General features: G+C 42.6%; 20 protein-coding genes and 1 tRNA gene. 11 read left to right on the top strand and 10 right to left on the bottom strand.

All coding sequences use genetic code 11. The annotated features are described in order from the left end of the window. Positions 1-347: 347 nt before the first annotated feature. The 8 genes from ISP07_RS18285 to cysG form a co-directional block, all read right to left on the bottom strand. Positions 348-1,613, bottom strand: a complete 1,266-nt coding sequence (locus tag ISP07_RS18285; RefSeq protein WP_209328480.1) for an aromatic amino acid transport family protein — start codon at positions 1,611-1,613, stop codon at positions 348-350. Positions 1,614-1,766: 153 nt separating this feature from the next. Then, positions 1,767-1,958, bottom strand: a complete 192-nt coding sequence (locus tag ISP07_RS18280; protein ID WP_054554816.1) for a hypothetical protein — start codon at positions 1,956-1,958, stop codon at positions 1,767-1,769. Positions 1,959-2,129: 171 nt separating this feature from the next. Beyond that, positions 2,130-2,900, bottom strand: a complete 771-nt coding sequence (cysQ, locus tag ISP07_RS18275) for a 3'(2'),5'-bisphosphate nucleotidase CysQ (protein ID WP_063700756.1) — start codon at positions 2,898-2,900, stop codon at positions 2,130-2,132. Positions 2,901-2,903: 3 nt separating this feature from the next. Continuing rightward, positions 2,904-3,500, bottom strand: a complete 597-nt coding sequence (gene cysC / locus ISP07_RS18270; RefSeq protein WP_209328479.1) for an adenylyl-sulfate kinase — start codon at positions 3,498-3,500, stop codon at positions 2,904-2,906. A gap of 14 nt (positions 3,501-3,514) precedes the next feature. Beyond that, positions 3,515-5,242 carry an SLC13 family permease gene (locus ISP07_RS18265; RefSeq protein ID WP_209328478.1) on the bottom strand — a complete coding sequence of 576 codons (1,728 nt, stop codon included), beginning with the start codon at positions 5,240-5,242 and terminating at the stop codon, positions 3,515-3,517. Between the two features lie 32 nt (positions 5,243-5,274). After that, the gene (gene cysN, locus ISP07_RS18260) at positions 5,275-6,699 is read right to left on the bottom strand and encodes a sulfate adenylyltransferase subunit CysN (protein ID WP_209328477.1); all 1,425 of its coding nucleotides are present in this window, start codon (positions 6,697-6,699) and stop codon (positions 5,275-5,277) included. Then, positions 6,699-7,598 carry a sulfate adenylyltransferase subunit CysD gene (gene cysD / locus ISP07_RS18255; RefSeq protein ID WP_209328476.1) on the bottom strand — a complete coding sequence of 300 codons (900 nt, stop codon included), beginning with the start codon at positions 7,596-7,598 and terminating at the stop codon, positions 6,699-6,701. The genes cysN and cysD overlap by 1 nt, the downstream gene beginning before the upstream one ends. A gap of 35 nt (positions 7,599-7,633) precedes the next feature. Then, positions 7,634-9,055 carry a siroheme synthase CysG gene (gene cysG, locus ISP07_RS18250; protein WP_054564014.1) on the bottom strand — a complete coding sequence of 474 codons (1,422 nt, stop codon included), beginning with the start codon at positions 9,053-9,055 and terminating at the stop codon, positions 7,634-7,636. Between the two features lie 272 nt (positions 9,056-9,327). Here cysG and deoC point away from each other — a divergent pair, with 272 nt between their 5' ends. The 3 genes from deoC to ISP07_RS18235 are packed head-to-tail and all read left to right on the top strand — an operon-like array spanning position 9,328 to position 11,428. After that, on the top strand, positions 9,328-10,071 hold the full coding sequence (gene deoC / locus ISP07_RS18245; RefSeq protein ID WP_209328475.1) for a deoxyribose-phosphate aldolase: 744 nt from the start codon (positions 9,328-9,330) through the stop codon (positions 10,069-10,071). After that, positions 10,061-10,561, top strand: a complete 501-nt coding sequence (locus tag ISP07_RS18240; RefSeq protein WP_058586658.1) for a hypothetical protein — start codon at positions 10,061-10,063, stop codon at positions 10,559-10,561. The genes deoC and ISP07_RS18240 overlap by 11 nt, the downstream gene beginning before the upstream one ends. A gap of 18 nt (positions 10,562-10,579) precedes the next feature. Then, on the top strand, positions 10,580-11,428 hold the full coding sequence (locus ISP07_RS18235) for an SPFH domain-containing protein (protein WP_054564005.1): 849 nt from the start codon (positions 10,580-10,582) through the stop codon (positions 11,426-11,428). A 40-nt stretch (positions 11,429-11,468) separates the two neighbouring features. Here ISP07_RS18235 and ISP07_RS18230 read toward each other — a convergent pair whose 3' ends face one another. Both ISP07_RS18230 and ISP07_RS18225 read right to left on the bottom strand, forming a co-directional pair. Next, on the bottom strand, positions 11,469-12,599 hold the full coding sequence (locus tag ISP07_RS18230) for a CsgG/HfaB family protein (protein ID WP_209328474.1): 1,131 nt from the start codon (positions 12,597-12,599) through the stop codon (positions 11,469-11,471). A 125-nt stretch (positions 12,600-12,724) separates the two neighbouring features. Further along, the gene (locus ISP07_RS18225; protein WP_228290676.1) at positions 12,725-16,609 is read right to left on the bottom strand and encodes a two-component regulator propeller domain-containing protein; all 3,885 of its coding nucleotides are present in this window, start codon (positions 16,607-16,609) and stop codon (positions 12,725-12,727) included. Positions 16,610-16,825: 216 nt separating this feature from the next. Here ISP07_RS18225 and ISP07_RS18220 point away from each other — a divergent pair. The 8 genes from ISP07_RS18220 (at position 16,826) to rpoB (ending at position 24,882) form a co-directional block, all read left to right on the top strand. After that, positions 16,826-16,902, top strand: a tRNA-Trp gene (locus ISP07_RS18220). Between the two features lie 132 nt (positions 16,903-17,034). Then, positions 17,035-17,412, top strand: coding sequence for a preprotein translocase subunit SecE (gene secE, locus ISP07_RS18215; RefSeq protein WP_036971579.1), 378 nt, complete (start codon positions 17,035-17,037; stop codon positions 17,410-17,412). A 4-nt stretch (positions 17,413-17,416) separates the two neighbouring features. Then, the gene (nusG, locus tag ISP07_RS18210) at positions 17,417-17,974 is read left to right on the top strand and encodes a transcription termination/antitermination protein NusG (protein WP_054554826.1); all 558 of its coding nucleotides are present in this window, start codon (positions 17,417-17,419) and stop codon (positions 17,972-17,974) included. Positions 17,975-18,188: 214 nt separating this feature from the next. Continuing rightward, positions 18,189-18,617, top strand: a complete 429-nt coding sequence (rplK, locus tag ISP07_RS18205) for a 50S ribosomal protein L11 (RefSeq protein WP_054554827.1) — start codon at positions 18,189-18,191, stop codon at positions 18,615-18,617. Between the two features lie 4 nt (positions 18,618-18,621). After that, positions 18,622-19,326: a 50S ribosomal protein L1 gene (gene rplA, locus ISP07_RS18200; RefSeq protein WP_054554828.1), complete on the top strand. Its 705-nt coding sequence runs from the start codon at positions 18,622-18,624 to the stop codon at positions 19,324-19,326. Between the two features lie 319 nt (positions 19,327-19,645). Beyond that, a complete protein-coding gene (rplJ, locus tag ISP07_RS18195; protein ID WP_054554829.1) occupies positions 19,646-20,140 on the top strand; it encodes a 50S ribosomal protein L10 in 495 nt (164 codons plus the stop codon). 81 nt (positions 20,141-20,221) lie between these two features. Further along, positions 20,222-20,584 carry a 50S ribosomal protein L7/L12 gene (rplL, locus tag ISP07_RS18190; RefSeq protein WP_054554830.1) on the top strand — a complete coding sequence of 121 codons (363 nt, stop codon included), beginning with the start codon at positions 20,222-20,224 and terminating at the stop codon, positions 20,582-20,584. 272 nt (positions 20,585-20,856) lie between these two features. Continuing rightward, positions 20,857-24,882 (top strand): DNA-directed RNA polymerase subunit beta, encoded by a 4,026-nt coding sequence (gene rpoB, locus ISP07_RS18185; protein WP_054554831.1) that lies wholly within the window; start codon positions 20,857-20,859, stop codon positions 24,880-24,882. Positions 24,883-24,930 lie beyond the last annotated feature (48 nt).

Here is a 24,930-nt window from a genome sequence, read left to right as displayed (position 1 = left end):
TTATGAGCCCGCATATAAGCACGCAGTCTGACAAAATTAACGAAGGGTATTGTGCAATAGGAGGAGTCCATATAAGGCACTTCAGTGCCGAATTGAGACCTTAACAAACACATTCACGGCTAAAGCCATTCCAATAAGTACACCTTGCCTAGAACCTCTGGCAGAAGAAGACACAGCACCAAACACCTTCACCACGCGGCTGATAGCTGACGGCTGAAAGCTGATAGCTCTGTGTTGGGTTTCGCTGCGCTCTACCCAACCTACGCCACGCCTTCCAACTTTCCAGTTGCTAACAAAAAAGCCCAGCCGGTTTCCCGGCTGGGCTTCTATATCTAGTAATGATGAGATTACTTAATAACCATACTGTAGATAAGCGCAAATACTGCTAGAGAGCCAACTGTTAATACGAACAGTGTGCTTAAGCGGTTTCTGTATTTGTGTAAGCTAGGTACTTTATAAACGGCAATCATTGGCATGATGAAAAGGATCATGGCGATGATAGGGCCTGACAGCTGATCCATCATGTCTAAAATACTTGGGTTGATCACTGAGCAATACCAAATAGCAAAGAACATGATAACAGTGCCAATCTTATCAACGAGTTTAGGGTTCATATGGGCTTGCTTACTAACAAGGCCGTTGAAGCTTTCACGGGCACCTAAGAAGTGACCTAAGAATGAAGACGTAATCGCGATAAAGGCAACTAATGGCCCTAGAGTAGCAATAAACGAGTTATCTGTAATATTGGCAAGGAATGACAAGATAGACACGTTATCAGCTTTTGCTTGTACCATTTGTTCAGTAGATAGTGACAGCACACACGAGAATACAAACAGTAAAACAAACACGATTAATAGTAGGCTAGTACGCTTTAGAATTGCTTCTGACTTCATTTTAGCATTATTGCCGTAGTGAGCACGTTGTACATGCACAAAGCTTGAGATCGCAGCTGCGTGGCTAAATGAGAATACAATGATAGGTATTGATAACCAAAGTGTTTTCATAAAGCCTGAAAACTCAGGGACAGACACATCTGGCATTTGCCAGCTTGGGATCAGGTAAATCGATAAGAAAAACAAGATAGCGACAAGGGGATAAACAAGAATTGCAAAAGCACGTAACATCAGTGCTTCGCCACCAAGCATTAAACTGATCATACCGCCAACGAGTACACCAGATAACAGTACGCGTGGTGGTGATTCCATACCTAGTTGATTAACGATAAAGCTATCAACAGTGTTGGTTAATCCTACACCGTAAATAAGTAAAATAGGGAAGATTGAGAGAAAATACAGTAAAGAGATTAAGCGCCCGGCGTTAATGCCAAAGTGTTCTTCTACTACATCGGTAAAGTCTGCTTCAGGCTGTTTTGATGATAAAACAAATCGGGCTAAGCCTCTGTGAGCTAAGTAAGTCATCGGAAAGGCAAGACACGCCATGATAATCAAAGGCCAAAATCCGCCGATACCGATATTAATTGGTAAGAATAAAATCCCCGCACCGACTGCGGTGCCAAATAAACTTAATACCCATTGGGTGTCATGAAGATTCCATTTTGAGTTACTACTTGTTGTCGATGCATCATACGGCATAGCATCTTGATGTGTGTTCATTAGCACTCCACTATTAGAATAATAATTGTCGCGCAGCATATAGAAAAGCGACTTAGAATGCATGTTTTAGCGTTGTATTTAAATAACTATGCTGTAAGGAGAGACTTACAAAAGAAGAAAGTTGGGCTTATTTATAAAGCCCAGTTGTGGTATTTATTCTGCTGCTGCAAGTGCGCGAGCTTTAATATCTGCGGCAAATGCTAAACCTTTCTTAAAACGTGCCTCAGCTGCTGTGATTTCGTTTTCATCGCCATTAGCGGCAAGCACTCCTTGTGAAAGGGCTTTATAAAGTGCGCTAATTTGGGCCTCGTAGCCAGATTCAATTGCTTTTTCAACAGTCGTCATGGTTATTCCTTTAATAGATTGAGAAAGCAAAATACTATAGGAACAAAGGCTTATTGGCTAGGTTAAACTGATTGTAAAATAAGGAGTATTAAAGGGGCTAGAGTTAAGATGACAGGATAGATGCTGGGTTTCGCTACGCTCTACCCAGCCTACGATATTTATCGGAACGCTCTAGTTCTGTAATGCCGATACGACAAAATACGGATTTAGATACTCTTCTTTACTGTTATACAGTAGTGGGCTGCCATCGAGTTTGCTAACCGTTGCGCCTGCTATTTCGGCAATCGCATGACCTGCTCCGGTATCCCACTCACAGGTTGGGCCTAGGCGTGGGTATATATCAGCACTACCTTCGGCAACAAGACAAAGTTTTAGCGAGCTGCCCTTTGAAACCATTTCTACATCTTCAAACTGTTTTACAAATTCAGCTAGATCAGGAGAAGGGTGTGAACGGCTGCCGACAACACGGATAAGCCCTTTATTTGGTTTACGGGTTACCTTAAGTTCAATGCGCTCATCACCTTTATCTTTAAAGGCACCAATTGCTTCTGCGGCAATATACGACACACCTAATGCCGGTGCATCGACAACAGCTAATACTGGTTTACCTTTTTCAATCAAGGCAATGTTCACTGTGAACTCGCCATTCTTTTTAATGAACTCTTTGGTGCCATCAATTGGGTCTACTAACCAGTAGCGTTGCCAAGTTTGACGAATATCCCAGCTAATATCAGCGCTTTCTTCGCTTAGAATTGGTACATCTGGGGTAAGATGTTGTAAGCCATTCACAATCACTTTGTGAGCTGCTAGGTCGGCGTCGGTCACTGGGCTTTCATCAGCTTTGTACTCAACATTAAAGTCCTTTTCGTAAATCCCCATTATTGCACTGCCGGCTTGGCGTGCGAGGAGTAAGATTTCTTCTAGCAGTTCCGTTTGATTCATGACTTAACCTATAATTTGCTGTTGTTTTAAATACGCTACCAGCTCTTGCACCGATTGGTCTAGGGTGTTTTTACTGGTATCGATTTTAATTTCTGGCGATGTAGGGATTTGATAGTCTGAGTCGATACCAGTGAAGTGCTTAATTTCACCTGCGCGCGCTTTTTTATAAAGCCCTTTAGGGTCGCGTGTTTCACACACGTCGAGCGGGGTATCTAAAAATACCTCAATAAACTCACCATCCTCTACTAAGTTTCTTACCATATCGCGTTCGCTTTGGAATGGCGAAATAAATGCGGTTAATACCACAAGACCAGCATCGACCATTAGCTTTGCAGTTTCACCAACGCGGCGAATGTTTTCCACGCGATCTGCATCTGTAAAGCCAAGATCTTTACACAAGCCATGACGCACATTGTCACCATCAAGTAGGTAGGTATGAACGCCTAACTGGTTTAATGCGCTTTCTAGTGCGTTCGCAACTGTACTTTTGCCTGAACCTGAAAAACCTGTGAACCATAAAATGGCAGGCTTATGCTTTTTTTGCTCACTACGCTGTGATTTGCTAATGGCGTAATTATGCCAAACGATATTTTCATCCATTGTCTTTACTCTCGTTATTGAAATGGGAATACCAGCGGTATGAGTGTTAAAACCGTAATCGAGTAAATAATCGATAAAGGTAAGCCCATGGCAATGTAATCTTTAAGGCGGTAATTTCCCGCACTGTAAACCATCAAGTTAGTTTGATAACCAAATGGCGAAATGAAACTCGCTGATGCACCAAATGCGACAGCCATAATAAAAGGCAACGGTGATACATCAAAACCAACGGCGAGTGCATACGCTACCGGAAATGAAAGCGCGGCAGCGGCATTATTGGTAATGAGTTCGGTAAACAAAACCGTCATCAAGAATATTGCGATAAATGCCCCGTAAGGCCCAAAATCACCTAATACGTATAACATGGCTGATGAAATTTCACCGGCAAGGCCTGTGCCTATCATGAGTTTGGCAAGGCCAATAGCACTACCCACTACTGCGAGTAACTCAATCGGAAAACGACGTTTTACTTCACTTAGCTTGATTGTACCCGTTAGCATTAAACCGATAAGAAGAACGAGTAGGCCTTTCACTAAGGGAACGAGGCCAACAATACTTAACCCCAATACGGCTGCAAAACTTGCTAACACAATATTTGATTGCTTAGGTTTTAAATGGGTTTGTAAATCAAGGCCTGAAATATAAACGAACTCACGTTTTAAATTAGGTAGCGAGTAAAACTCTTTGCCAGGCGCTAGGATCAGCGAGTCACCAGCTTGCAACTGAACTTTACCCAAACCACCTTGTAAACGGTCATGGCCGCGGCGAATAGCAATAACGGCAGCATGAAATTGTTCACGAAAGCGAACTTCTTTAATTGTTTTACCAATGTATTTTGAAGAATGGCTAACAACGACTTCAACTAGGTGCTCGACATCTTTTTCATGTTTGTCGTGTACAACTTTTAAGCCATCAAATCGGGTAAGCAGAGGCACTGACTTTATATCACCTACAAAAAGTAATACGTCACCTTCTTTGATAACTTGTTTTGGCGTAACTGCGCAAATACGTTTATCACCACGAATAATTTCAGCTAAGAACAAGTCTTTTAATTCACGAAGGCCATTTTCCTCAACACTTTTACCAATGAGTTTTGAGCCGGTTTCTACTTTACCTTCAAGGTAAAAAGGGACAACTTCTTGGTTATTTTTACCGTTATCTGGTAAATACCTGAGCATCACTAAAATAGTGATAAGGCCGACGCTCAATGCGCCTAAACCAATCAAAGTAAAATCAAAAAAACCAAGTGGCTCCATGCCCGCTTCAACGGCAAAGCCATTAACAATTAAATTGGTTGAAGTACCAATCAGGGTGATCGTGCCACCTAAAATAGCAGTGTACGATAAAGGTAATAAAAGCTTAGACGGTGAATGTGTCGGGCTTTCTTTTATCGAGCTAATCAGTGATGCCACTACCGCAGTATTATTGGTAAATGATGATAAAAAGGCGGTTGATAAACCAAGCTTGGTCACCGAACTTGTCAGGCTGCCTTTCGAAAGAGACTGAGCAAGCTTTTGCACTAACGTGGTTTTTTCTACCGCTATCGAAACGAGTACAAGTAAAATAAGGGTAATTAAAGAAGGGTTTGCATAGTTTATTAGCATATCTTCAAGGCTTATCAGCCCAGCTAAATAACTAATACCAATGGCGCCGACAAATAACCATGCTGGTTTTAGTCGAGTGCCAAAAAGGCACCCCACTAATACCAGCATAATGCCTGTTAATACCAGCTGTTGATACATGCTTTTTACTTCCTATAACAGGCGAATAGTGGTTATTTAAGCTTAGTTATATCAAGCGCTTGCCAATGAGGGAAGTGCTTGCGTACTAAAGCGTTAAACTCAACTTCAAAGTCGCTAAAGCTACTTTGTTGTTCTTCAGTGCTAAGTAATTGCTCAATCATACCTGCCGCAACGGTTAGGTTTGATAGGCGGTCAATTAGGATAAACGCACCAGTTTCATGGTTGTTGTGGTACTCATCAGCCAAAATTGTTTCTGTAAGCTCTAAGGTTACAATCGCAATTTCGTTAAGTTGTAATGAGTCAGCTTGACCATGCTCAAGGGTATTTACATCAATCGTGTGATCAATTTTTCTTACCACTGCTGAGGTTTTTTTGCTGCCTAACTTAAAGTTGTAGCTTTTACCTAATACTAACGGTGCTTCATGCATCCACACTAATTTAGCTTGAATACGGTTTGTAACAGCGGCTTTTGAAGCGGCTGGCACAATCACATCGCCACGGCTGATATCAATTTCGTCGTTTAACGTTAAGGTAATTGCTTGACCTGCTTCAGCGGTATCTAAGTTGCCATCGAAAGTGACTATCTCTTTGATGCTTGAGCTTTTACCTGATGGTAATACTTTTACTGCATCACCCACACTGAACTTGCCAGACGTTAGAGTGCCTTGGAAGCCACGGAAGTCTAGGTTAGGGCGTACCACATATTGCACTGGAAGACGTGCTTCAAAACCGTTATCCAGTTCTGCAGCTGGCGAGTCTTCAAGTAACTCCAGCAGTGGTTTATCTGTGTAGTAAGGTGTGTGCTCTGAGCGTGTAACTACGTTGTCACCTTTTAGTGCTGACATCGGCACAAACTTGATATTAGTAACGTTTAGCTGCTCTGCAAACTTAAGGTAGTCGGCTTTGATTTTCTCGTATACGGTTTCATCGAAATCGACGATATCCATCTTGTTGATAGCAACAACAAATTGCTTAATACCTAATGAGTCACAGATAAAGCTATGACGCTTAGTTTGTACTTGTACGCCGTAACGAGCATCAACTAAGATAATCGCCACATCACTGGTTGATGCACCGGTTACCATGTTACGCGTGTACTGCTCATGTCCTGGCGTATCAGCAATAATGAACTTACGTTTTGCTGTTGAGAAATAACGATAAGCAACGTCAATGGTAATACCTTGCTCACGTTCAGCTTGAAGACCATCTACAAGGAGTGCTAAATCAAGCTCTTCACCGGCATTACCGACTTTTTCATTGTCTTTATGCAAGGCTGCAAGTTGGTCTTCATAAATTTGGTGACTGTCGTGTAAAAGGCGGCCAATCAGCGTTGATTTACCGTCATCCACACTACCACAGGTCAGCATGCGTAAAAGGCTTTTGTCTTGTTGACGTGCAAGGTAAGCGTCGATGCCTAACTCTCTTACTTCATTTATCGTGTCGTTTGTTTTAGACATTAGAAATAGCCCTCACGTTTTTTCTTTTCCATTGAACCAGCAGAGTCGTGATCAATCACGCGGCCTTCACGCTCAGAAGAGGTTGAAAGCAGCATTTCTTCAATAATTTCAGTTAAGGTTCCTGCATTTGATTCCACAGCACCTGTCAGTGGGTAGCAACCCAGAGTACGAAAACGCACCGACTTCATCTGCGGTACTTCGCCTTCTTCTAATGGCATACGCTCGTCATCAACCATGATTAGCGTGCCGTTACGCTCAACGACTGGGCGTTCTTTAGCAAGGTAAAGTGGAACCATTTCAATGTTTTCTTGGTAGATATATTGCCAAATATCAAGTTCAGTCCAGTTAGATAACGGGAATACACGAATGCTTTCACCTGGGTTAACTTGGCTGTTGTACGTATTCCAAAGCTCTGGACGTTGGTTTTTTGGATCCCATCTGTGGTGTTTGTCACGGAATGAGTAAACACGCTCTTTTGCACGTGATTTCTCTTCGTCACGACGTGCCCCACCAAATGCAGCATCAAAGCCGTATTTATCTAACGCTTGCTTTAAGCCTTGCGTTTTCATAATGTCAGTGTGCTTTGCTGAGCCGTGTACAAATGGATTGATATCAATCTCTAACCCTTCAGGATTTTTGTGGACGATTAAATCAAAGCCATACTCTTTAGCTAGGCGGTCACGAAACGCGATCATTTCCTTAAACTTCCAGTTGGTATCAACGTGTAAAAGTGGAAATGGGATCTTTGCTGGATAAAACGCTTTACGTGCTAAGTGTAATAACACTGATGAATCTTTACCAATTGAGTAAAGCATCACCGGGTTTTCAAACTCAGCAGCAACTTCACGCATGATTTTGATACTTTCAGCTTCTAATTGCTGAAGGTGTGTTAAAGCCATTGTTAGTCGTCCTACTAAAATGATTAAAAGTTAAATTAAGCTACGCCAGTTATTGGCTGGGCAAAGCTGCTGGTTTGTTCTGTTTGACCAAACCATGCAAGCTGATGGTGCAATGATGCAACTTCGCCAATAATTAATAGGGCGGGTGAAATAATGCTATGGCGTGAAATCAAATCGGCCAACTCACCTAATTGCCCTGTAACCACACGTTGTTCTTTACGTGTGCCGTTTTCGATAATGGCAACGGGGGTGTCTGCACCACGGCCATGTTTTAATAATTGTGCTTGAATATGCGGTGATTTAATCACTCCCATATAAATCGCTAAGGTCTGATTTGGCTTGGCGAGTGACTGCCAATCTAATTCTTGACCATCTTTTTTACAGTGACCCGTTACAAACTGAATGGCTTGTGCATGATCTCTGTGAGTAAGTGGAATGCCGGCATAAGCACTACAGCCTGCAGCAGCAGTAATACCCGGTACGATTTGGTAACGCACTTTGTTAGCAGCTAGCACTTGTACTTCTTCACCACCACGACCATAAATAAATGGGTCACCACCTTTAATACGGCAAACTTTTTTGCCTTGCTTGGCAAAATCGACCAACATCTGGTTGGTATCTTCTTGCGCCACGCTGTGATCGCCTAAACGTTTACCTACGCAAACTAGGTCTGCATCACGGCGTACTAAATCCATAATTTCATCAGAAACCAAGTAGTCATATACCACCACATCGGCTTGTTGCATTAATTGTAGTGCTTTTAGTGTTAATAGCTCTGGGTCACCTGGGCCTGCACCTACAACATACACTTCGCCTTCAGGTTCTGGCTTTGCATCTAACAATTGCTCTAACTGCGCTGTGGCAGCTTCGGTATTACCCGCTTGGACTTTGCTTACGACTGATGAATCAAATACGCCTTCCCAAAACTGGCGGCGATCAGCAAAGTGTTTAAAGCGTTGTTTTACTTTGTCACGAAAGCTACCAACTAATGTAGCGAGTGGACCAATATGCTGTGGAATAAGGGTTTCGAGTTTTTCGCGTAAACGACGTGCTAATACTGGCGCTGTGCCTGCGCTTGAAATTGCAATTGTGATCGGGTCACGGTCAACAATTGATGGAAAAATGAAACTGCACTTAGGTTGATCATCCACCACGTTAACGAAAATATTGCGCGCATTCGCAAGTTCGAACACGTCTTTGTTAACGCTGTCTATATCAGTTGCAGCGATTACCAGCATTTGTTGATCTAAATACTGCTCTTTGAAAAAGTCGTTAATGAGTGTTACATCACCTTTCTCAGCAAGTTCTCGCAGCTCATCACAAAATTCAGGGGCGACTAGCGTCACATGTGCACGTGCTTTTAAAAACGCGCGGCATTTGCGTAACGCAACATCTCCACCGCCGACTACCAGCACAGGTTTGTCGTCTAATTTGGTAAAGATTGGTAAATATTGCACTTTGTTCTCACCCCTAAAACACATCAACGAAACTGCTTATTGCAGGCAAGCAGAATATAGTGCTCTAAAAAAAGTAAAAAATAATTAAAACCAAGTTTATATAACTAAAAGTTATACAGGGTGGTTTATTTTGGCTTAAGGCTTAGTTAACAAGGGATTGCTGCGAGTTACAAGTAAATCAGCGGCCTTATGGTGATTAGTTATGATTTATAGCCGAATGATAAAAATTTGCTACTATAGGTCACTAATATGGCAACACAACTATAAGAACTATGACTAAAATGCAAACAAGCGCTGCCCAAGCGGTGGCACTGATGGACTTAACAACTCTGAATGACAGCGACACAACACAAACCATTAATAACTTGATTGCCAGTATTGAGCCTAAGTTAGGCATTCCTGCAGCGGTCTGTGTGTATAGCCAGTTTGTTAGCGACGCAAAGCTTGCTCTCGCTGAGCGCGAACTACAGCAAGTCAAAGTGGCTACAGTTACTAACTTTCCTAGTGGGGAGCAATCGTTAGAGCAAGTGTTAAATGAAACCCTATTTGCCATTGAACGCGGCGCTGATGAAATTGATTTAGTGATCCCTTATAAAGCGCTAATTGCCGGTGATGAGCGCAAAGTTTTAGAGTATGTCAAAGTCTCAAAAGAGGCATGTGGCAGCCAAGCGCAACTTAAAGTCATTATCGAAAGTGGCGAATTAAGCGATGATCTCATTGCAAAAGCAACTAAGCTGGCAATTGATGGCGGCGCTGATTTCGTTAAAACCAGTACAGGTAAAGTGGCTGTTAATGCAACGCTAGCTGCAACAGACATCATGTTAAGCACTATAAAAGCGAGTGGCAAAAAGGTTGGTTTTAAGGCGGCAGGCGGGGTCAGAACAGTCACCGATGCTGCTGAGTATTTAGCCCTAGCTGAGTCAATTATGGGTGAAGCGTATTTACAACCTGAGCTATTTCGTTTTGGCGCTTCTGGGTTATTAAAAGATGTGTATGCAACATTAAATGAATCGTGAAAGTGAACAAGAAAAAATAGCGCTCGAGCATGGCGCAGCAAAGTTGTTTTTGCGCTGTTACGAAAAGCAGTTTGGCGTAAGCATGCGCAATATTTGGCATAACACGCCGAGCAAACCAGACGTGAGTTGTTACAAAGGTGATGAACGGCTTGATATTGAAGTCGCACACTTATATGCCAGCGAAACAGAAGCAATGGCGGTGTTAGGTCGGCCGCTGTCTATCTCAATGCAACGAGATCTCGCTGAAATGGCTTTAGCACCGAGTAACGAGCGTTTGCACTGTGCTTTACATCGCTTGCTGGCGCAAAAAGCTAAGAAACACTACGAGTCTACTCAGCCTTGGTTATTAATACGCAATGCCAGTACTATATGGCATCTTGATGATTTTAAGTCAGTACTTACTCACCTTGATGTGCCTAAGCATCATCCATTTCAACAAATTTGGTTGTTATGTGATTTTTATCGTGGTGAGTTATTACAAATTTTATAATGGAATGAGATAACAAAAATGAAATTTAAACGTTCAGGGACGCAAACACTTCTATCGAGTGTTTTTCCAAGTTTAGCATTAGCAGGGTTAGTTGCTGTATCGCTCACGGCGTGTACTAACCCAAGTACACCTGCGGGTGAAGAAGGTTACGTATTTGAAAAGCCGCGGGTGTTTGGCGAAGGTGGTTATCAAGGCACTATGATTGGCCCTGCTAACTACGGCATGTCACTTTGGCGCAATCAGGTGATTAATATTGATATGCGCCCGAATACGTATACTGAAGCATTTAAAATCTTAGCTAACGATGACTTAAACATTAGTTTTGATTTTCATGCAGTCATTTCAATAGAAAGCGGCTCTGTCAGAGCGGTGGTTGAGCAATACGGTGGTGAAGATTGGTATCCGCGATTTGTTCGTGAAACATTTAGAACTTATGTGCGTGATATAGTGCAGCAATACGATAGTGGTGTGTTAAAAACTAATCGCGAGAAAATAGCTGCAGAAGTAACAGCCCGGTTAAAAGCGTATTTAGAACCAACGCCATTTAAGCTCGCCAATGTCGTAGTGGGAAATATTAACTATCCGGCTATTGTTGCTAATGCTGTTGAGAAAAAGTTGGCTGCACAACAATTACTGTCTGAAAAAGAAACGCAAAAAGAAATTGCACGAAAAGATGCTGAGATCCGTGTAGAAGAAGCGAAAGGTATTGCACAGGCACAAAAAATTATTAATGCCACTTTGACGCCAAATTATCTACAACATGAAGCTATTAATGCGCAGTTAAAGATGGCTGAGTCACCTAACCATACAACAGTTTATATTCCTGTTGGTAACAATGGTGTACCACTGGTGAAAGGCACAAACTAAGGTTTTAAACAGCCAGTGCTGGCACTGGCTGTTAGTTTGCTTAGTTAAATTTAAACATACTGCCAAAGCTTTCTAAACTTGATTTGTTCGTTTTGGCAATACACCCTGAATCATCAAGAGACTTTTTAGTTGTCTCATCAGCAAGGCCTGTCACTTTCAGCTTTTTTTCTTGCTGATACTCAGTGAGCGCAATCACCGTTGCTTGATCGTACTCTACGTCTTCTATTTCATATTCTTCGTAGTGAGGCTGCCTTTTCAAATAACCCAAACAAACCAAGTTCAGTCGTGACATCGCTAAGTCTGTTTTTTCGTAGTAAGGCATTCTGTGAGTTGGAACACTAACCGATGCAACTGGCTTTTTAGCGGGTGCTGCTGCGGTTACTTTTAGTGGTGCAGGGGCTGTATGGCCTGCTGCAATGGTGTTATCGCTATTATAGCGATAATAAGTTGTTGGTACTTTTGATTCTAAAAACTCAACAGCTTTTACGATCACTTCACGGAGTGCTTTTTCTTTTGGTGTATTTGACCAGCTACTTAAGTTACCACCAACGAGTGCGCCACCAAAATTGGTAGCAGCAGATGTAAAGTCAAAATCTTTACTGCCACCCTCAACACTGGTAGCGGCTAGAATACGAGAAGTACGCGTGTCGATTAAGCGTAAATCTATCGCCATGTGCGAACTTGAAAAACCCGCCGATACCGAGCTAAATACATCACCGATAAAGCCACCACTGCCGACACGAGTGCCTGAGTTGTCATCATCAAACTCTGTGACTGCGGCAACCACAACAATTTCGGCTCCCTCTATTTCACCATACGCAGCACCTGATGCTGCACTCACACGGCCTGACACAGCAAGGTCTTGTTCTGATAATACGGCATCAAGTGCTTGTCGCTCTAAAACAATGAACCGATTGGTGCTAACTAATGCGGTTGTAAGTTGATCGGCCATACCTTCACCAATTTCTTTACGCCACCAACGTGAATCGTTTGATTTATCAGTAAAGCGGGCAACAGCGATCCGAGCTTTTGGGCCATTGTATTGCTGCTGTGTTACTTCGTTTATATCTGGGCTATTGGTATTGCTGGTGGTTGTCGAAGTACTCTGGCATGCAGTCAGTGCCGCAGCAAGTAACGTAATCGAAATTGCTTTGTGTGTTTTGGTGAGCATATGACTTTCCTTAACTTATATCTCATGCAGTAAATAACGCCGCACTATGGGCTTTGTTGTTATTGACGTTTGTATGGATAAGCTATAAAAATCAGTGTTTTATTAATAGCACTCAGGCGAAAACTTTATTCACTGATGCGAAATTCGGCATGTTTTTGATGTTTTTCTCGATACTGTTTTGGTGATAAGCCAACATAGCTCTTAAAGCTTCGGGCAAAATAGCTTTGTGAACTAAAACCTGCTTGCTCCGCGACTTGACCAATTGCTAACGCGCTATCGAGTAGCCGTTTTTTTGCAAACTCTAAACGAGTATTACGCAAATAATCAGAAGGCGTTTGTGAGTACAAAGCTTTCATTTTTAGTTGCAGAGCTCGAGAGCTTAAACATAACGCAGAGGCTAATTGTTCAACCGAAAAGCTTTCATCTTGGTAATGCGCTTGTACTATTTGCTTAAGCTTTTCTGTAAAAGAGTAATCTTTATTTTGCACAGTTACTGCAGCTGTATCGCTATTCAGAGGAGCTGCCAGTTGTGCTGTTAGGTGTTGGTTTAAAATATGTCTTAGATTAAGCAGGCCTTTTACTCTGCTTACTAATAGAGTCGGTTCAAAAGGTTTACTCAAAAAATCATCAGCTAATAAATCAAGCCCTTTTAAGCGGCTTTGGGTATCTGCTTTAGCAGAAAGTAATAATACTGGGATATGGCTGGTGGCTGGGTTTGAACGCAGTGCTGCTAATAATTGATAACCATCCATATTTGGCATCATCACATCACTAATAATGAGTTCAGGCAGGTCTGTCTGGCAAAGATCGAGAGCTTGTTGACCATCAGTTGCACAGATACAGTTAAACTCTTTATTAAATAAAGAAAGGAGTAGCTCTGCCATTTCCTCATTATCCTCAACAATCAGCAATGTCTGTTGTGAGGTAAGAACTTGCGTAGCACTATTAATGTGATTATCAGCACTTTCAACCATAGGCAATGATACAGTGAAGCAGCTACCTTCAGCGATTTTACTGCTTACACTGATAGAACCACCGTATTGTTCAACGAGCTGTTTTACTAAGCTCAGGCCAATACCACTACCTGGTTCTGATGATGCTACGCGAGTAAAGCGCTGAAAAACCGACTGCTGATGCTCACTGGCAATACCCACGCCGGTATCAGTAATTTTAAACTGTAACGCTTGCTGCGCTTCACTAATGTGAATATCGACTTTGCCGCCTGCAGGGGTGTACTTAAGTGCATTGCTTATCAGGTTACTAAAAATCGAGTGAGCATGTTCAGGAGCAAGGTTAATCTTAAAGGCTTTCGTGGTGGTGTCAGTGAAGCTAAATTGCAGCTGTTTTTGCTCATACAGAGGCCTGAAATCCGCCACTAAATCTGTTAAAAATGGCGTAATAGAATAGGGGCTGACAGTGTAAATTGCCGTGCTTGGGCGTTGACTCAATTGTAAAAGTTGATTGATTAGCTCTAGTAAGCGTTGGCAGTTTCGTTTAATACTGGCTAGTTGCGTTTGAGCTTTTGGATCGGCATTGCTTCGCTGCAATTGACTGATCGGAGCGAGTATTAAGCTAAGTGGTGTTTTGAGTTCGTGGCTAATGTTATCTAAAAAAAGGTCTTTTAATTTGTTGAGCTCAATTTCGGTTTGCTTCTCTTGCTCTGCTAGTTTGCGCTTGTACAAGGCATTTAACACAAGCCAAGTCAGTGCTAAAGCAAACACAAAGTAAATACAGTAGGCTAGTTTAGTTTGCCACCAAGGAGGCACAACAGTAAGTTCTAACAGCTGTGTACTGTCACTCCATTGACCATATTGATCTTTTGCTTTTAGCAATAACTGGTAGTGACCAGCAGGCAGCTGTGGATAGTTAATTTGTCTAAGGGATGCATCGGTATATAAAAATTGCTCATCAAAGCCAGCTAGCTTGTAGCCATATTGATAATGTTTTGGAGTCGCACCATTTTTTAATGCACTAAATTTAAAGCCGATAACCCCAGCTGATTGAGCAAACGAGAATGTCTGAGTTGCACTAGCAAGGGTATTGGTTTGCTTATCAAAATGATTACTTTTAATTGTTTGGTTATTAAGTAATAACTCAGTTAACACTGGCGTAGGGGGTGTGTGCGATAAGGTTAGTTGCTCAGGGTAAAAATGATTGTAGCCATTAATACCACCAAAAAATAACTCGCCATCGTCAGCTTGAAAGCTCGCACCTAATATAAATGACTGGTGTTGAATACCATCTTCAGGCAAAAACTGCTGCATTTGCTGCGTGCTGGGGTTATAACGAGTAAGTCCGCCATTGGTTGCAAGCCAAAGCATGTCTTGTTTATCGGCAAGAATGTCAAAAATGTTGTCATTAGCTAAACCTTGTTGTTCAGTAATCTGTTTCACTGTGAGGGTATGCTTGTTGACTTGATTCAAGCCTTGCATGGTGCCAACCCAAATGCTGTCTTCACTGAGTAATAAAGAGGTAACCATATTGTGGCTAAGCCCTGTCTCACCAGAGCTTTGTTCATCTAATAAACTAAATTGCTCTGTTGATATATCGAGTTTATTGAGTCCTGCTCGGGTACCAATCCACAGTGCATGCTCTTTATTATCATAAGCCAAAGTAAATACGGTGTTGTTGGCAAGGCTATTTTGCGTATCACTGTGCTTATAGTGAGTTACTTTGGCAGAGGCTGGTTCAAAGCGGGTTAAGCCTTGGTTACTACCTAGCCAAAGCGCACCTGTTTTGTCGCTGGTAATTGCGTAAACACGGTCACTGGCTAGCTGGTGGCTTTGCATGGTGAAAGCTGTAAACTCATCAAGGCTGTCTTGATACTTTATTAAGCCGCCTCCGTACGTACCTATCCACAACTGCTGGTTAGCGTCTTCGTGTAGGGCAAATATATTGTTATTGGTTAGGGCGTCTTTAAAGTGCTGATAACCAGAGGTTGTTTTGCGATTGAGTCCATCACGGGTACCAACCCAGACCTCACCATTGGCTCTTTTAACTATTGAACGGACAAAGTTATGACTTAACGAATTTGCTTGAGAGGTTTTTAATTGATGAGAGAACTGTTGCTGCTTAGGATCATAGCGGTGCACACCATAGCCGTCTGTGCCCAGCCAAATAATACCTTGCGAGTCTTGATAAAGAGAAAGCAAATAGTCGCTGCTTAAGCCATTGTGGTTTTGTTTGTCATGACGATGTTGAGTGAATCGCTCTTGTAAGTCAGCACCTGCAGGTAAAAGGTATAGACCTTGCCCGTAGCTTGTAAGCCAAAGGTTTTGCTGTTGGTCAATCAGGCTGTCTGTTACCCAGATTCCATTAAACTGTTCGATTTCTTCACTACTTTGCGTTGCTAAATTTAATATATGAAGACCTTTTTTAGCGCCAATAAGCAGCTTTTCGTCATTAAGCAATTTGAGATGCCAGAGCGGCACGGAAATCTGAGCATGCTGAGTAAATTGCTCAGTGCTTGAGTTAAATGAAATAAGCCCTTTATCTGTGGCAAGCCAAATTAGTTCATCGGTAATAACAATGTCTCGAACCAGTGGCTGCGCTGATTCATAGTGAAAGTGTGTAAAGCTATTATTTGATACATCAAAACGGGTTAATTTACCGTGTTCGTGGCCAAGCCACATAACATCGTCTTTAGCTAACGCCATAGACCAAATTTTATCTTCACTTAGGCTTTCATTATGGTGTGTAGAAAACACCTCAAACAGACCGGTTTTAGGGTTGAGTCTATTAAGCCCTTTGCTTGCAGTCGAAAACCATAGCTGGTTTTTACTATCTCTAACACAGCCTGTAATCCAATTCCCTGAAATGCTTTTATCATCGCTGTTAGCTTTAAAACGCTTAAATTCATAACCATCAAAGCGATTTAAGCCACCTTGTGTGGCAAACCATAAAAAACCTTGTTGGTCAGTGATGCTGCAAGTGATTGAATTTTGGCTCAGGCCCTGCTGACTATTAAAAGTGCTAAGGTGTAAAGAACGGGCACTACTCTGATTAGCCATCAACAAAATGAGGCATAACAATACAATATTAAAAGGGGATTTTAATAGCAGCACACTGATCCATGTTGTTTTATGTTCCTGTAATGGGTTTATGATAAACTGCTTTTTAATCAATGTTAATATTGATTTTTAAACGAACTGATGAGATTTTAACTAATGGGTATCTTTTACTCTTGTGTTAATGAATTGCGTAAGTATAATAGGCATCCACTTTGCAGGGGCGTAGTTCCAATTGGTAGAACAGCGGTCTCCAAAACCGACGGTTGGGAGTTCGAATCTCTCCGCCCCTGCCACTTTTTACACAATGTGTGCTAAGTCTGAAATTAAAAATCGGTTTAAACAAGTCAGTTTTTAAGTTTAGATTTTAATGGATTAACCCTGCCAGAGCGCAGGGTTGTTGTGTCTGTAGTTAAGGTAAAAATATTATGAGCACGAATGTAGAAACACCATCAAGTGCGATGGATTCAGTAAAGTGGATTGTAGCAATTGCGCTACTAGCAGGCGCAGTCGTTGGTAACCACATGTATGCAGACCAATCTGTATTATTACGTGCTATTGGTGTAGTGGTTGCTGTTGCAGCTGGTTTAGGCATTGCCTCACTAACTGAAAAAGGTCGTACTTTTCTTGCGTTTGCAAAAGAAGCACGTATCGAAGTACGTAAAGTTGTGTGGCCAACTCGCCAAGAAACAACACATACGACATTAATTGTAATGGTTGCAACTGTGATTATGGCGCTTATCCTTTGGGGATTAGATGGCATTTTATTCCGCGCAGTAGGCTTTTTAACTGGATTGGAGATCTAATCCCATGTCGGATGAGAAGAACGAAAAGAAACTACGTTGGTACGTAGTACAAGCTTTCTCTGGTTACGAGAAGCGTGTAGCACAAACTATTCTTGAGCACATCAAGATCGAAGGTTTGGAAGATAGTTTTGGTGAAGTATTAGTACCAACTGAAGAAGTTGTTGAGATGCGCGCTGGCCAAAAGCGTAAGTCTGAGCGTAAATTCTTCCCAGGTTACGTACTAGTTCAAATGGACATGAACGATGCAAGCTGGCACCTAGTGAACAGCACTGCTCGTGTTATGGGCTTCATTGGTGGTACGTCTGATCGTCCAGCACCAATTAGCCAAAAAGAAGCTGACCGCATCTTAAACCGTCTTCAAGAGAACTCTGAAGCACCTAAGCCAGCTACATTATTCGAGCCAGGCGAAGTTGTTCGTGTTATCGATGGTCCATTTGCTGACTTCAGCGGTGTTGTTGAAGAAGTTGATTACGAGAAGAGCCGCGTGAAAGTGTCTGTTCTTATCTTCGGTCGTTCGACACCTGTTGACCTTGAATTTGGTCAAGTTGAGCAAGACAAGTAAGTAAAAAATTAAAGCTGCCAAAATCGTTTAATATTTTGGCAATAAGCTTGAAAAAGGCCGCTGATTAACTTATAATCAGCGGCCTTTTTGTGTTAGGGCAAGTTACAACTTGTTTTATCACTAAAAAGTGAGAACCAATTTTTAAACTGGGAAGCCGTTAGAGTACGCGTCCTCGCGCGCACAAGGCTATGACCCACCAAATGAGGTATTTATTATGGCTAAAAAAGTTGAAGCTATTATCAAGCTACAAGTTGCCGCTGGTATGGCTAACCCTAGTCCTCCAGTAGGTCCAGCACTAGGTCAACACGGTGTAAACATCATGGAATTCTGTAAAGCGTTCAACGCACGTACAGAATCTATCGAAAAAGGCGCTCCAGTTCCTGTAGTGATCTCTGTTTACGGTGACCGTTCTTTCACGTTCGACATGAAAACTCCACCGGCTGCTTACTTACTTAAGAAAGCTGCAGGCATCAAATCAGGTTCTGGCCGTCCTAACACTGAAAAAGTGGGTACAGTAACTCGTGCTCAACTTGAAGAAATCGTTGAGACAAAACGACCTGACCTTACAGCGGCTGATATGGACGCTGCAGTTCGCACTATCGCAGGTTCTGCGCGTGCGATGGGCTTGAACGTAGAGGACTAAGATAATGGCAAAATTAACTAAACGTATGCGTACTATCCGCGAAAAAGTGGATGTAACTAAAGATTACGAAATCAACGAAGCAGTTGCTCTTTTAAAAGAGTTAGCGACAGCTAAATTCGTAGAAAGTGTTGACGTTGCTGTTAACCTTGGTATCGATGCTCGTAAATCTGACCAAAACGTACGTGGTGCAACTGTACTACCTAACGGTACTGGTCGTGAAGTTCGTGTTGCTGTATTCACACAAGGCGCTAACGCAGATGCTGCGAAAGAAGCTGGTGCTGAATTAGTGGGCATGGAAGATCTTGCTGATCTAGTTAAGAAAGGCGAGATGAACTTTGACGTTGTTGTTGCATCTCCAGACGCTATGCGTGTTGTTGGTCAACTAGGTCAAATCTTAGGTCCACGTGGTCTAATGCCAAACCCTAAAACTGGTACTGTAACGCCTAACGTTGCAGAAGCAGTTAAAAACGCGAAAGCAGGTCAAGTTCGTTACCGTAACGACAAGAACGGTATCATCCATACTACTATCGGTAAGGTTGATTTCACTGCTGAGCAACTTCAACAAAACCTTGAAGCTCTTATTGTTGCGCTTAAGAAGGCTAAACCTTCTCAAGCAAAAGGTACTTACGTGAAGAAAGTAACTATCTCTACAACAATGGGCGCAGGTGTTGCTGTTGACCAAAACTCTCTAAGCACAGTTGTTGCTTAATTAAGAGTTTACATGGCGCGAAATTTGAACTATAATTTTGCGCCATTTTGTTGAGAAAGTTAATTTCAAAACAAGTAAAGAATTCGGGTTGAAGTCCATAATTTCGTAATGCCTTCGGGTAAAAACGATAAATTGGACTTCCGTCCAAGACCGTAGGCGGCTTCGGCCTTAATATTTTACCTACGTAGACGGTGTGAATCCCCAGATAGATTTTTCCTAATCTTCTGGCTCTCGCCGTAAAAAGCATCTCCATCTTAGATGGGGAAGAGTAGAACAGGGAAGCCAATTTCGGCAACCCATTAAACCAGGAGTAACACCCATGGCTTTAAATCTTCAAGGCAAAAAAGCAATTGTTGCTGAAGTCAACGAAGCAGCCACTGGTGCTCTTTCTGCAGTTGTTGCAGATTCTCGTGGTGTAACAGTTGGTGCTATCACTGCCCTTCGTAAAGAAGCTCGTGAAGCTGGTGTATGGATGAAAGTTGTTCGTAACACTTTAGCTAAACGTGCTGTTGAAGGTACAGATTTTGAGTGCCTTTCTGACTCACTTGTAGGTCCAAGCTTAATCGCTTTCTCTTCAGAGCACCCAGGTGCTGCTGCGCGTATCTTCAAAGATTTCGCGAAGAAGAACGAGAAATTCGAAGTTAAGACGGCTGCATTTGAAGGTAACGTAGTAGACGCAGCTATGCTAGCAACTCTACCTACTTACGACGAAGCTGTTGCACGCTTAATGAGCGCTATGAAAGAAGCGTCTGCAGGTAAATTGTGTAAAACAATTGAAGCAGTACGTGTACAGAAAGAAGAGCAAGCTGCTTAATTTTAAGCTGTTTTTTTGTTCACTTTCGGTGTAATATTTTTTTTGGGCTATATTTAGTCCGTAATAATTAGGAAATTTGTAATGTCTGTAACTAAAGACCAAATCCTTGATGCTATTGCTGAAATGTCAGTAATGGACGTTGTTGCTCTAGTTGAAGCAATGGAAGAAAAATTCGGCGTAACTGCAGCTGCTGCTGTTGTTGCTGGTCCTGCTGCTGAAGCAGCTGAAGAAAAGACTGAGTTCGACGTAATCCTTACTGGCGCTGGCGCTAACAAGGTTGCAGCTATCAAAGCTGTACGTGGTGCTACTGGTCTTGGCCTTAAAGAAGCTAAAGCACTTGTTGAAGCTGCTCCTGCACCTATCAAAGAAGGTGTATCTAAAGAAGAAGCTGAAGCACTTGCAAAAGACCTTACTGAAGCTGGTGCTGAAGTTGAGGTTAAGTAATCTAGCTTACGCTAGGTTCGCTGCCTGAGTAATCAGGCAAGGGCTGGTGATTATTTAATCACCGGCCTTTTTGCGCTATAGAGCGATGCAATCCTGTGACGCAAATAAAATCTAATTTTCTCTTTACTTTCAAGTTGTTACCTATTTTGGTGTTGAAAGTGTCAGAGCAAAATAGAACAACAATTTAATGTTGTACATCTTGGCTTAGATGCCAGTTAAGTCTGTTCTTACAAGAACAGGTCGGGTCAAAGATCAGCAAGCTGAGGAACCCCATGGCTTACTCTTATTCTGAAAAGAAACGTATCCGTAAGGATTTTGGTAAACGTCCACAAGTTTTGGATATACCTTTCTTACTGTCGACGCAGTTAGAATCGTTTAAAAAATTCTTAGTCCCTGACGCTGATGGCGATCACGGTTTGGAAGCTGCTTTCCGTTCTGTGTTTCCTATCAAAAGCTACTCGGGAAATTCTGAGCTTCAATACGTAAGTTATCGTATTGGTGAGCCAGTATTCGATGTAAAAGAATGTCAAATTCGCGGTGTGACTTATTCTGCTCCACTTCGCGTAAAATTGCGTCTTGTGGTGATGGACAAAGAAGCACCAGGCACAGTTAAAGACATTAAAGAGCAAGAAGTTTACATGGGCGAAATTCCGCTCATGACTGATACCGGTACCTTTGTTATCAATGGTACAGAGCGTGTTATCGTTTCTCAGCTACACCGTAGCCCTGGTGTATTCTTTGATAACGACCGCGGTAAAACTCACTCGTCAGGTAAAGTACTTTATAACGCGCGTGTAATTCCTTACCGTGGTTCATGGTTAGACTTCGAGTTTGATGCAAAAGATAACCTTTATGTACGTATTGACCGTCGTCGTAAATTACCGGCGTCAATCATCTTACGTGCACTTGAGTACTCAACGGATGAAATCCTAGAGATATTCTTCGATACAACTGCGTTTGAAGTTGCTGACGGTAAAGTTCTTATGGAACTTGTTCCTTCACGCTTACGTGGTGAAACTGCCGCTTTTGATATCAAAGGCGAAGACGGTGAAGTCCTTGTTGAAGCGGGTCGTCGTATTACTGCGCGTCACATCAAGAACATCGAGAAAAAAGGTATTAACCAATTAGAAGTACCGCATGAGTACATCATTGGTCGTGTTGTAGCTAAAAACTATGTTGATGAGTCAACGGGTGAGATCATCGCAAACGCGAATGACGAGCTATCACTTGAGCTAATGGCTGAATTGGTTAAAGCAGGTCACACTAAGATTGATACACTATATATCAACGAAGTGGACAGCGGCGCCTACATGTCAGATACATTACGTATCGACACAACAAGCAACCGTTTAGAAGCATTAGTAGAAATTTATCGCATGATGCGCCCAGGCGAGCCACCGACGAAAGACGCGGCTGAAGCCTTATTTGATAACTTGTTCTTCTCTGACGAGCGTTACGATTTATCAACAGTTGGTCGTATGAAGTTCAATAGCCGTGTAGGTTATGACTCAGATACTGGCCCTGGCACATTATCGAAAGAAGACATCGTAGCTGTTATGAAAGTGCTTATCGCTATTCGTAACGGTGTTGGCGATGTTGATGATATCGACCACTTAGGCAACCGTCGTATCCGTAGTGTTGGCGAAATGGCTGAGAACCAATTCCGCGTTGGTCTAGTACGTGTTGAGCGTGCTGTACGTGAGCGTTTAAGCTTAGGTGACCTTGACGCTGTAATGCCACAAGATCTTATTAACGCTAAGCCTATTTCGGCTGCGGTTAAAGAGTTCTTTGGTTCATCTCAGTTATCACAGTTCATGGACCAAAATAACCCGCTTTCAGAAGTAACGCACAAGCGTCGTATTTCTGCATTAGGCCCGGGTGGTTTAACACGTGAACGCGCTGGCTTCGAGGTTCGAGACGTTCACGTAACTCACTATGGTCGTGTATGTCCAATCGAAACGCCTGAGGGTCCAAACATCGGTCTAATTAACTCATTGTCTACGTACGCACGTACTAATGACTATGGTTTCTTAGAAACACCTTACCGTAAAGTGGTAAACGGTGTAGTTACTGATGAAGTAGATTACTTATCAGCCATTGAAGAAGGTCAGTTTGTTATCGCTCAGGCGAACTCAAACTTGAACGAAAACAATGAGTTTGTTGATGAACTAATTCCATGTCGTCACAAAGGTGAATCAACCTTTATGGGCAAAATGGACCAGCAATATATGGACGTATCACCACAACAGGTGATCTCTGTAGCGGCAGCACTTATCCCGTTCCTAGAACACGATGATGCTAACCGTGCATTGATGGGTTCAAACATGCAACGTCAAGCCGTACCAACACTTATCGCGGACAAACCGCTGGTAGGTACAGGTATCGAGCTTACACTAGCGAAAGATTCTGGTGTAACTATCGTTGCTAAGCGTGGTGGTGAAGTAATGTATGCGGATGCAAGCCGCATCGTTGTAAATGTACATGAAGATGAGCGTATTCCAGGTGAAGCGGGCATCGATATTTACAACCTTACTAAATACACTCGCTCAAACCAAAATACATGTATTAACCAAAAACCAACTTGTATGGTTGGTGAGCCGGTAACACGTGGTGACGTATTAGCAGATGGTCCTTCGACTGACCTAGGTGACTTAGCACTTGGTCAAAACCTTCGCGTGGCATTCATGCCATGGAACGGTTATAACTTCGAGGATTCAATCCTACTATCTGAGCGTGTAGTTCAAGAAGATCGTCTAACGACTATCCACATTCAAGAACTACAATGTATCGCACGTGATACTAAATTAGGTCCTGAAGAGATCACAGCAGATATCCCTAACGTCGGTGAGTCTGCACTAGGCAAGCTTGATGAATCAGGCGTTGTTTATATCGGTGCTGAAGTTAAAGGCGGCGATATCCTAGTAGGTAAAGTGACTCCGAAAGGCGAAACGCAATTAACACCAGAAGAAAAGCTACTACGTGCTATCTTCGGTGAGAAAGCGTCAGACGTTAAAGACAGCTCTTTACGCGTACCAAACTCTGTAACTGGTACTGTAATCGACGTACAAGTTTTTACCCGTGACGGTGTTGAAAAAGATAAGCGTGCGTTAGAAGTTGAAGACATGCAGCTTCGCGAAGCGAAGAAAGACTTCAACGAAGAGTTCCGTATCTTAGAAGCAGGTGTATTAGACCGTGCTCGTAAGTTACTTGTTGACGCAGGTCTGAACGCAGATTCAATTGCATCACTAAATGCTGAAAAGCTGCTTACTCAAAGCCTTGCTGAAGAAGACAAGCAAGCTGAACTTGAGCAACTAGCTGCCCAGTACGATGAGCTTAAAGCTGAATACGATAAGAAGTTTGAAAACAAACGTCGTAAGATCACTCAAGGTGATGACCTAGCACCAGGCGTACTTAAGATTGTTAAAGTATACCTAGCTGTTAAACGTCGTATCCAACCAGGTGATAAGATGGCGGGTCGTCACGGTAACAAAGGTGTTATCTCGACTATCGTACCAGTAGAAGATATGCCATACGATGACAAAGGTCGTACGGTAGACATCGTTCTGAACCCGCTAGGTGTACCATCACGTATGAACATCGGTCAGATCCTAGAAACACACATGGGTCTTGCTGCACGTGGTGTGGGTGAGCGCTTAGAAGAAATGATGAAAGAGCAGCGTGAACTGCACGAAATCCGTAGCTTCGTTAAGAAAGTTTACGAATTAGGTGATTGTCGTCAGAAAGTTGATATCGACTCGTTCTCTGATGATGAAGTTCGTCGCTTAGCTGATAACTTGAAAGGTGGTTTACCGATCGCAACTCCAGCCTTTGATGGTGCTCGTGAAAGCGAAATCAAAGACTTACTAGAGCTTGGTGGTTATCCAAGAAGCGGTCAAGTTACACTTTATGATGGCCGTACTGGCGATCAGTTCGAACGTCAAGTAACTGTTGGTTACATGTACATGCTGAAACTTAACCACTTGGTTGATGACAAGATGCACGCACGCTCAACTGGTTCTTACAGCCTTGTTACTCAGCAGCCGCTGGGTGGTAAAGCTCAGTTCGGTGGCCAGCGTTTCGGTGAGATGGAGGTGTGGGCACTAGAAGCTTACGGTGCTGCATATACTCTACAAGAAATGCTAACAGTGAAATCGGATGACGTGAACGGTCGTACTAAGATGTATAAGAACATCGTAGATGGTAACCATAAGATGGAACCAGGTATGCCAGAATCGTTCAACGTATTGTTGAAAGAAATCCGCTCACTGGGTATCAACATCGAGTTGGAAGAAAATTAAGCCATTTAGGTGCGGCGTAAGCCGCACCTGTTAGGCCGAATAGAATGT

Origin of the sequence: Pseudoalteromonas sp. PA2MD11 (genome assembly GCF_017808125.1) — a bacterium.
Classification (GTDB): Bacteria; Pseudomonadota; Gammaproteobacteria; order Enterobacterales; family Alteromonadaceae; genus Pseudoalteromonas; species Pseudoalteromonas simplex.
Note: the sequence above shows the minus strand (reverse complement) of the source record. Positions and strands in the feature narration are given on the sequence as shown.

Excerpts from the sequence above, each read along its gene's own strand:
- rplK (WP_054554827.1), top strand. The coding sequence starts at position 18,189 with ATGGCTAAAAAAGTTGAAGCTATTATCAAGCTACAAGTTGCCGCTGGT.
- ISP07_RS18225 (WP_228290676.1), bottom strand. The coding sequence starts at position 16,609 with ATGGCTAATCAGAGTAGTGCCCGTTCTTTACACCTTAGCACTTTTAAT.
- ISP07_RS18235 (WP_054564005.1), top strand. The coding sequence starts at position 10,580 with ATGAAATTTAAACGTTCAGGGACGCAAACACTTCTATCGAGTGTTTTT.
- ISP07_RS18230 (WP_209328474.1), bottom strand. The coding sequence starts at position 12,599 with ATGCTCACCAAAACACACAAAGCAATTTCGATTACGTTACTTGCTGCG.
- cysC (WP_209328479.1), bottom strand. The coding sequence starts at position 3,500 with ATGGATGAAAATATCGTTTGGCATAATTACGCCATTAGCAAATCACAG.
- ISP07_RS18240 (WP_058586658.1), top strand. The coding sequence starts at position 10,061 with ATGAATCGTGAAAGTGAACAAGAAAAAATAGCGCTCGAGCATGGCGCA.
- ISP07_RS18285 (WP_209328480.1), bottom strand. The coding sequence starts at position 1,613 with ATGAACACACATCAAGATGCTATGCCGTATGATGCATCGACAACAAGT.
- rplJ (WP_054554829.1), top strand. The coding sequence starts at position 19,646 with ATGGCTTTAAATCTTCAAGGCAAAAAAGCAATTGTTGCTGAAGTCAAC.
- deoC (WP_209328475.1), top strand. The coding sequence starts at position 9,328 with ATGACTAAAATGCAAACAAGCGCTGCCCAAGCGGTGGCACTGATGGAC.
- cysN (WP_209328477.1), bottom strand. The coding sequence starts at position 6,699 with ATGTCTAAAACAAACGACACGATAAATGAAGTAAGAGAGTTAGGCATC.
- rplL (WP_054554830.1), top strand. The coding sequence starts at position 20,222 with ATGTCTGTAACTAAAGACCAAATCCTTGATGCTATTGCTGAAATGTCA.
- cysQ (WP_063700756.1), bottom strand. The coding sequence starts at position 2,900 with ATGAATCAAACGGAACTGCTAGAAGAAATCTTACTCCTCGCACGCCAA.
- ISP07_RS18265 (WP_209328478.1), bottom strand. The coding sequence starts at position 5,242 with ATGTATCAACAGCTGGTATTAACAGGCATTATGCTGGTATTAGTGGGG.
- rpoB (WP_054554831.1), top strand. The coding sequence starts at position 20,857 with ATGGCTTACTCTTATTCTGAAAAGAAACGTATCCGTAAGGATTTTGGT.
- rplA (WP_054554828.1), top strand. The coding sequence starts at position 18,622 with ATGGCAAAATTAACTAAACGTATGCGTACTATCCGCGAAAAAGTGGAT.
- nusG (WP_054554826.1), top strand. The coding sequence starts at position 17,417 with ATGTCGGATGAGAAGAACGAAAAGAAACTACGTTGGTACGTAGTACAA.
- ISP07_RS18280 (WP_054554816.1), bottom strand. The coding sequence starts at position 1,958 with ATGACGACTGTTGAAAAAGCAATTGAATCTGGCTACGAGGCCCAAATT.
- cysD (WP_209328476.1), bottom strand. The coding sequence starts at position 7,598 with ATGGCTTTAACACACCTTCAGCAATTAGAAGCTGAAAGTATCAAAATC.
- secE (WP_036971579.1), top strand. The coding sequence starts at position 17,035 with ATGAGCACGAATGTAGAAACACCATCAAGTGCGATGGATTCAGTAAAG.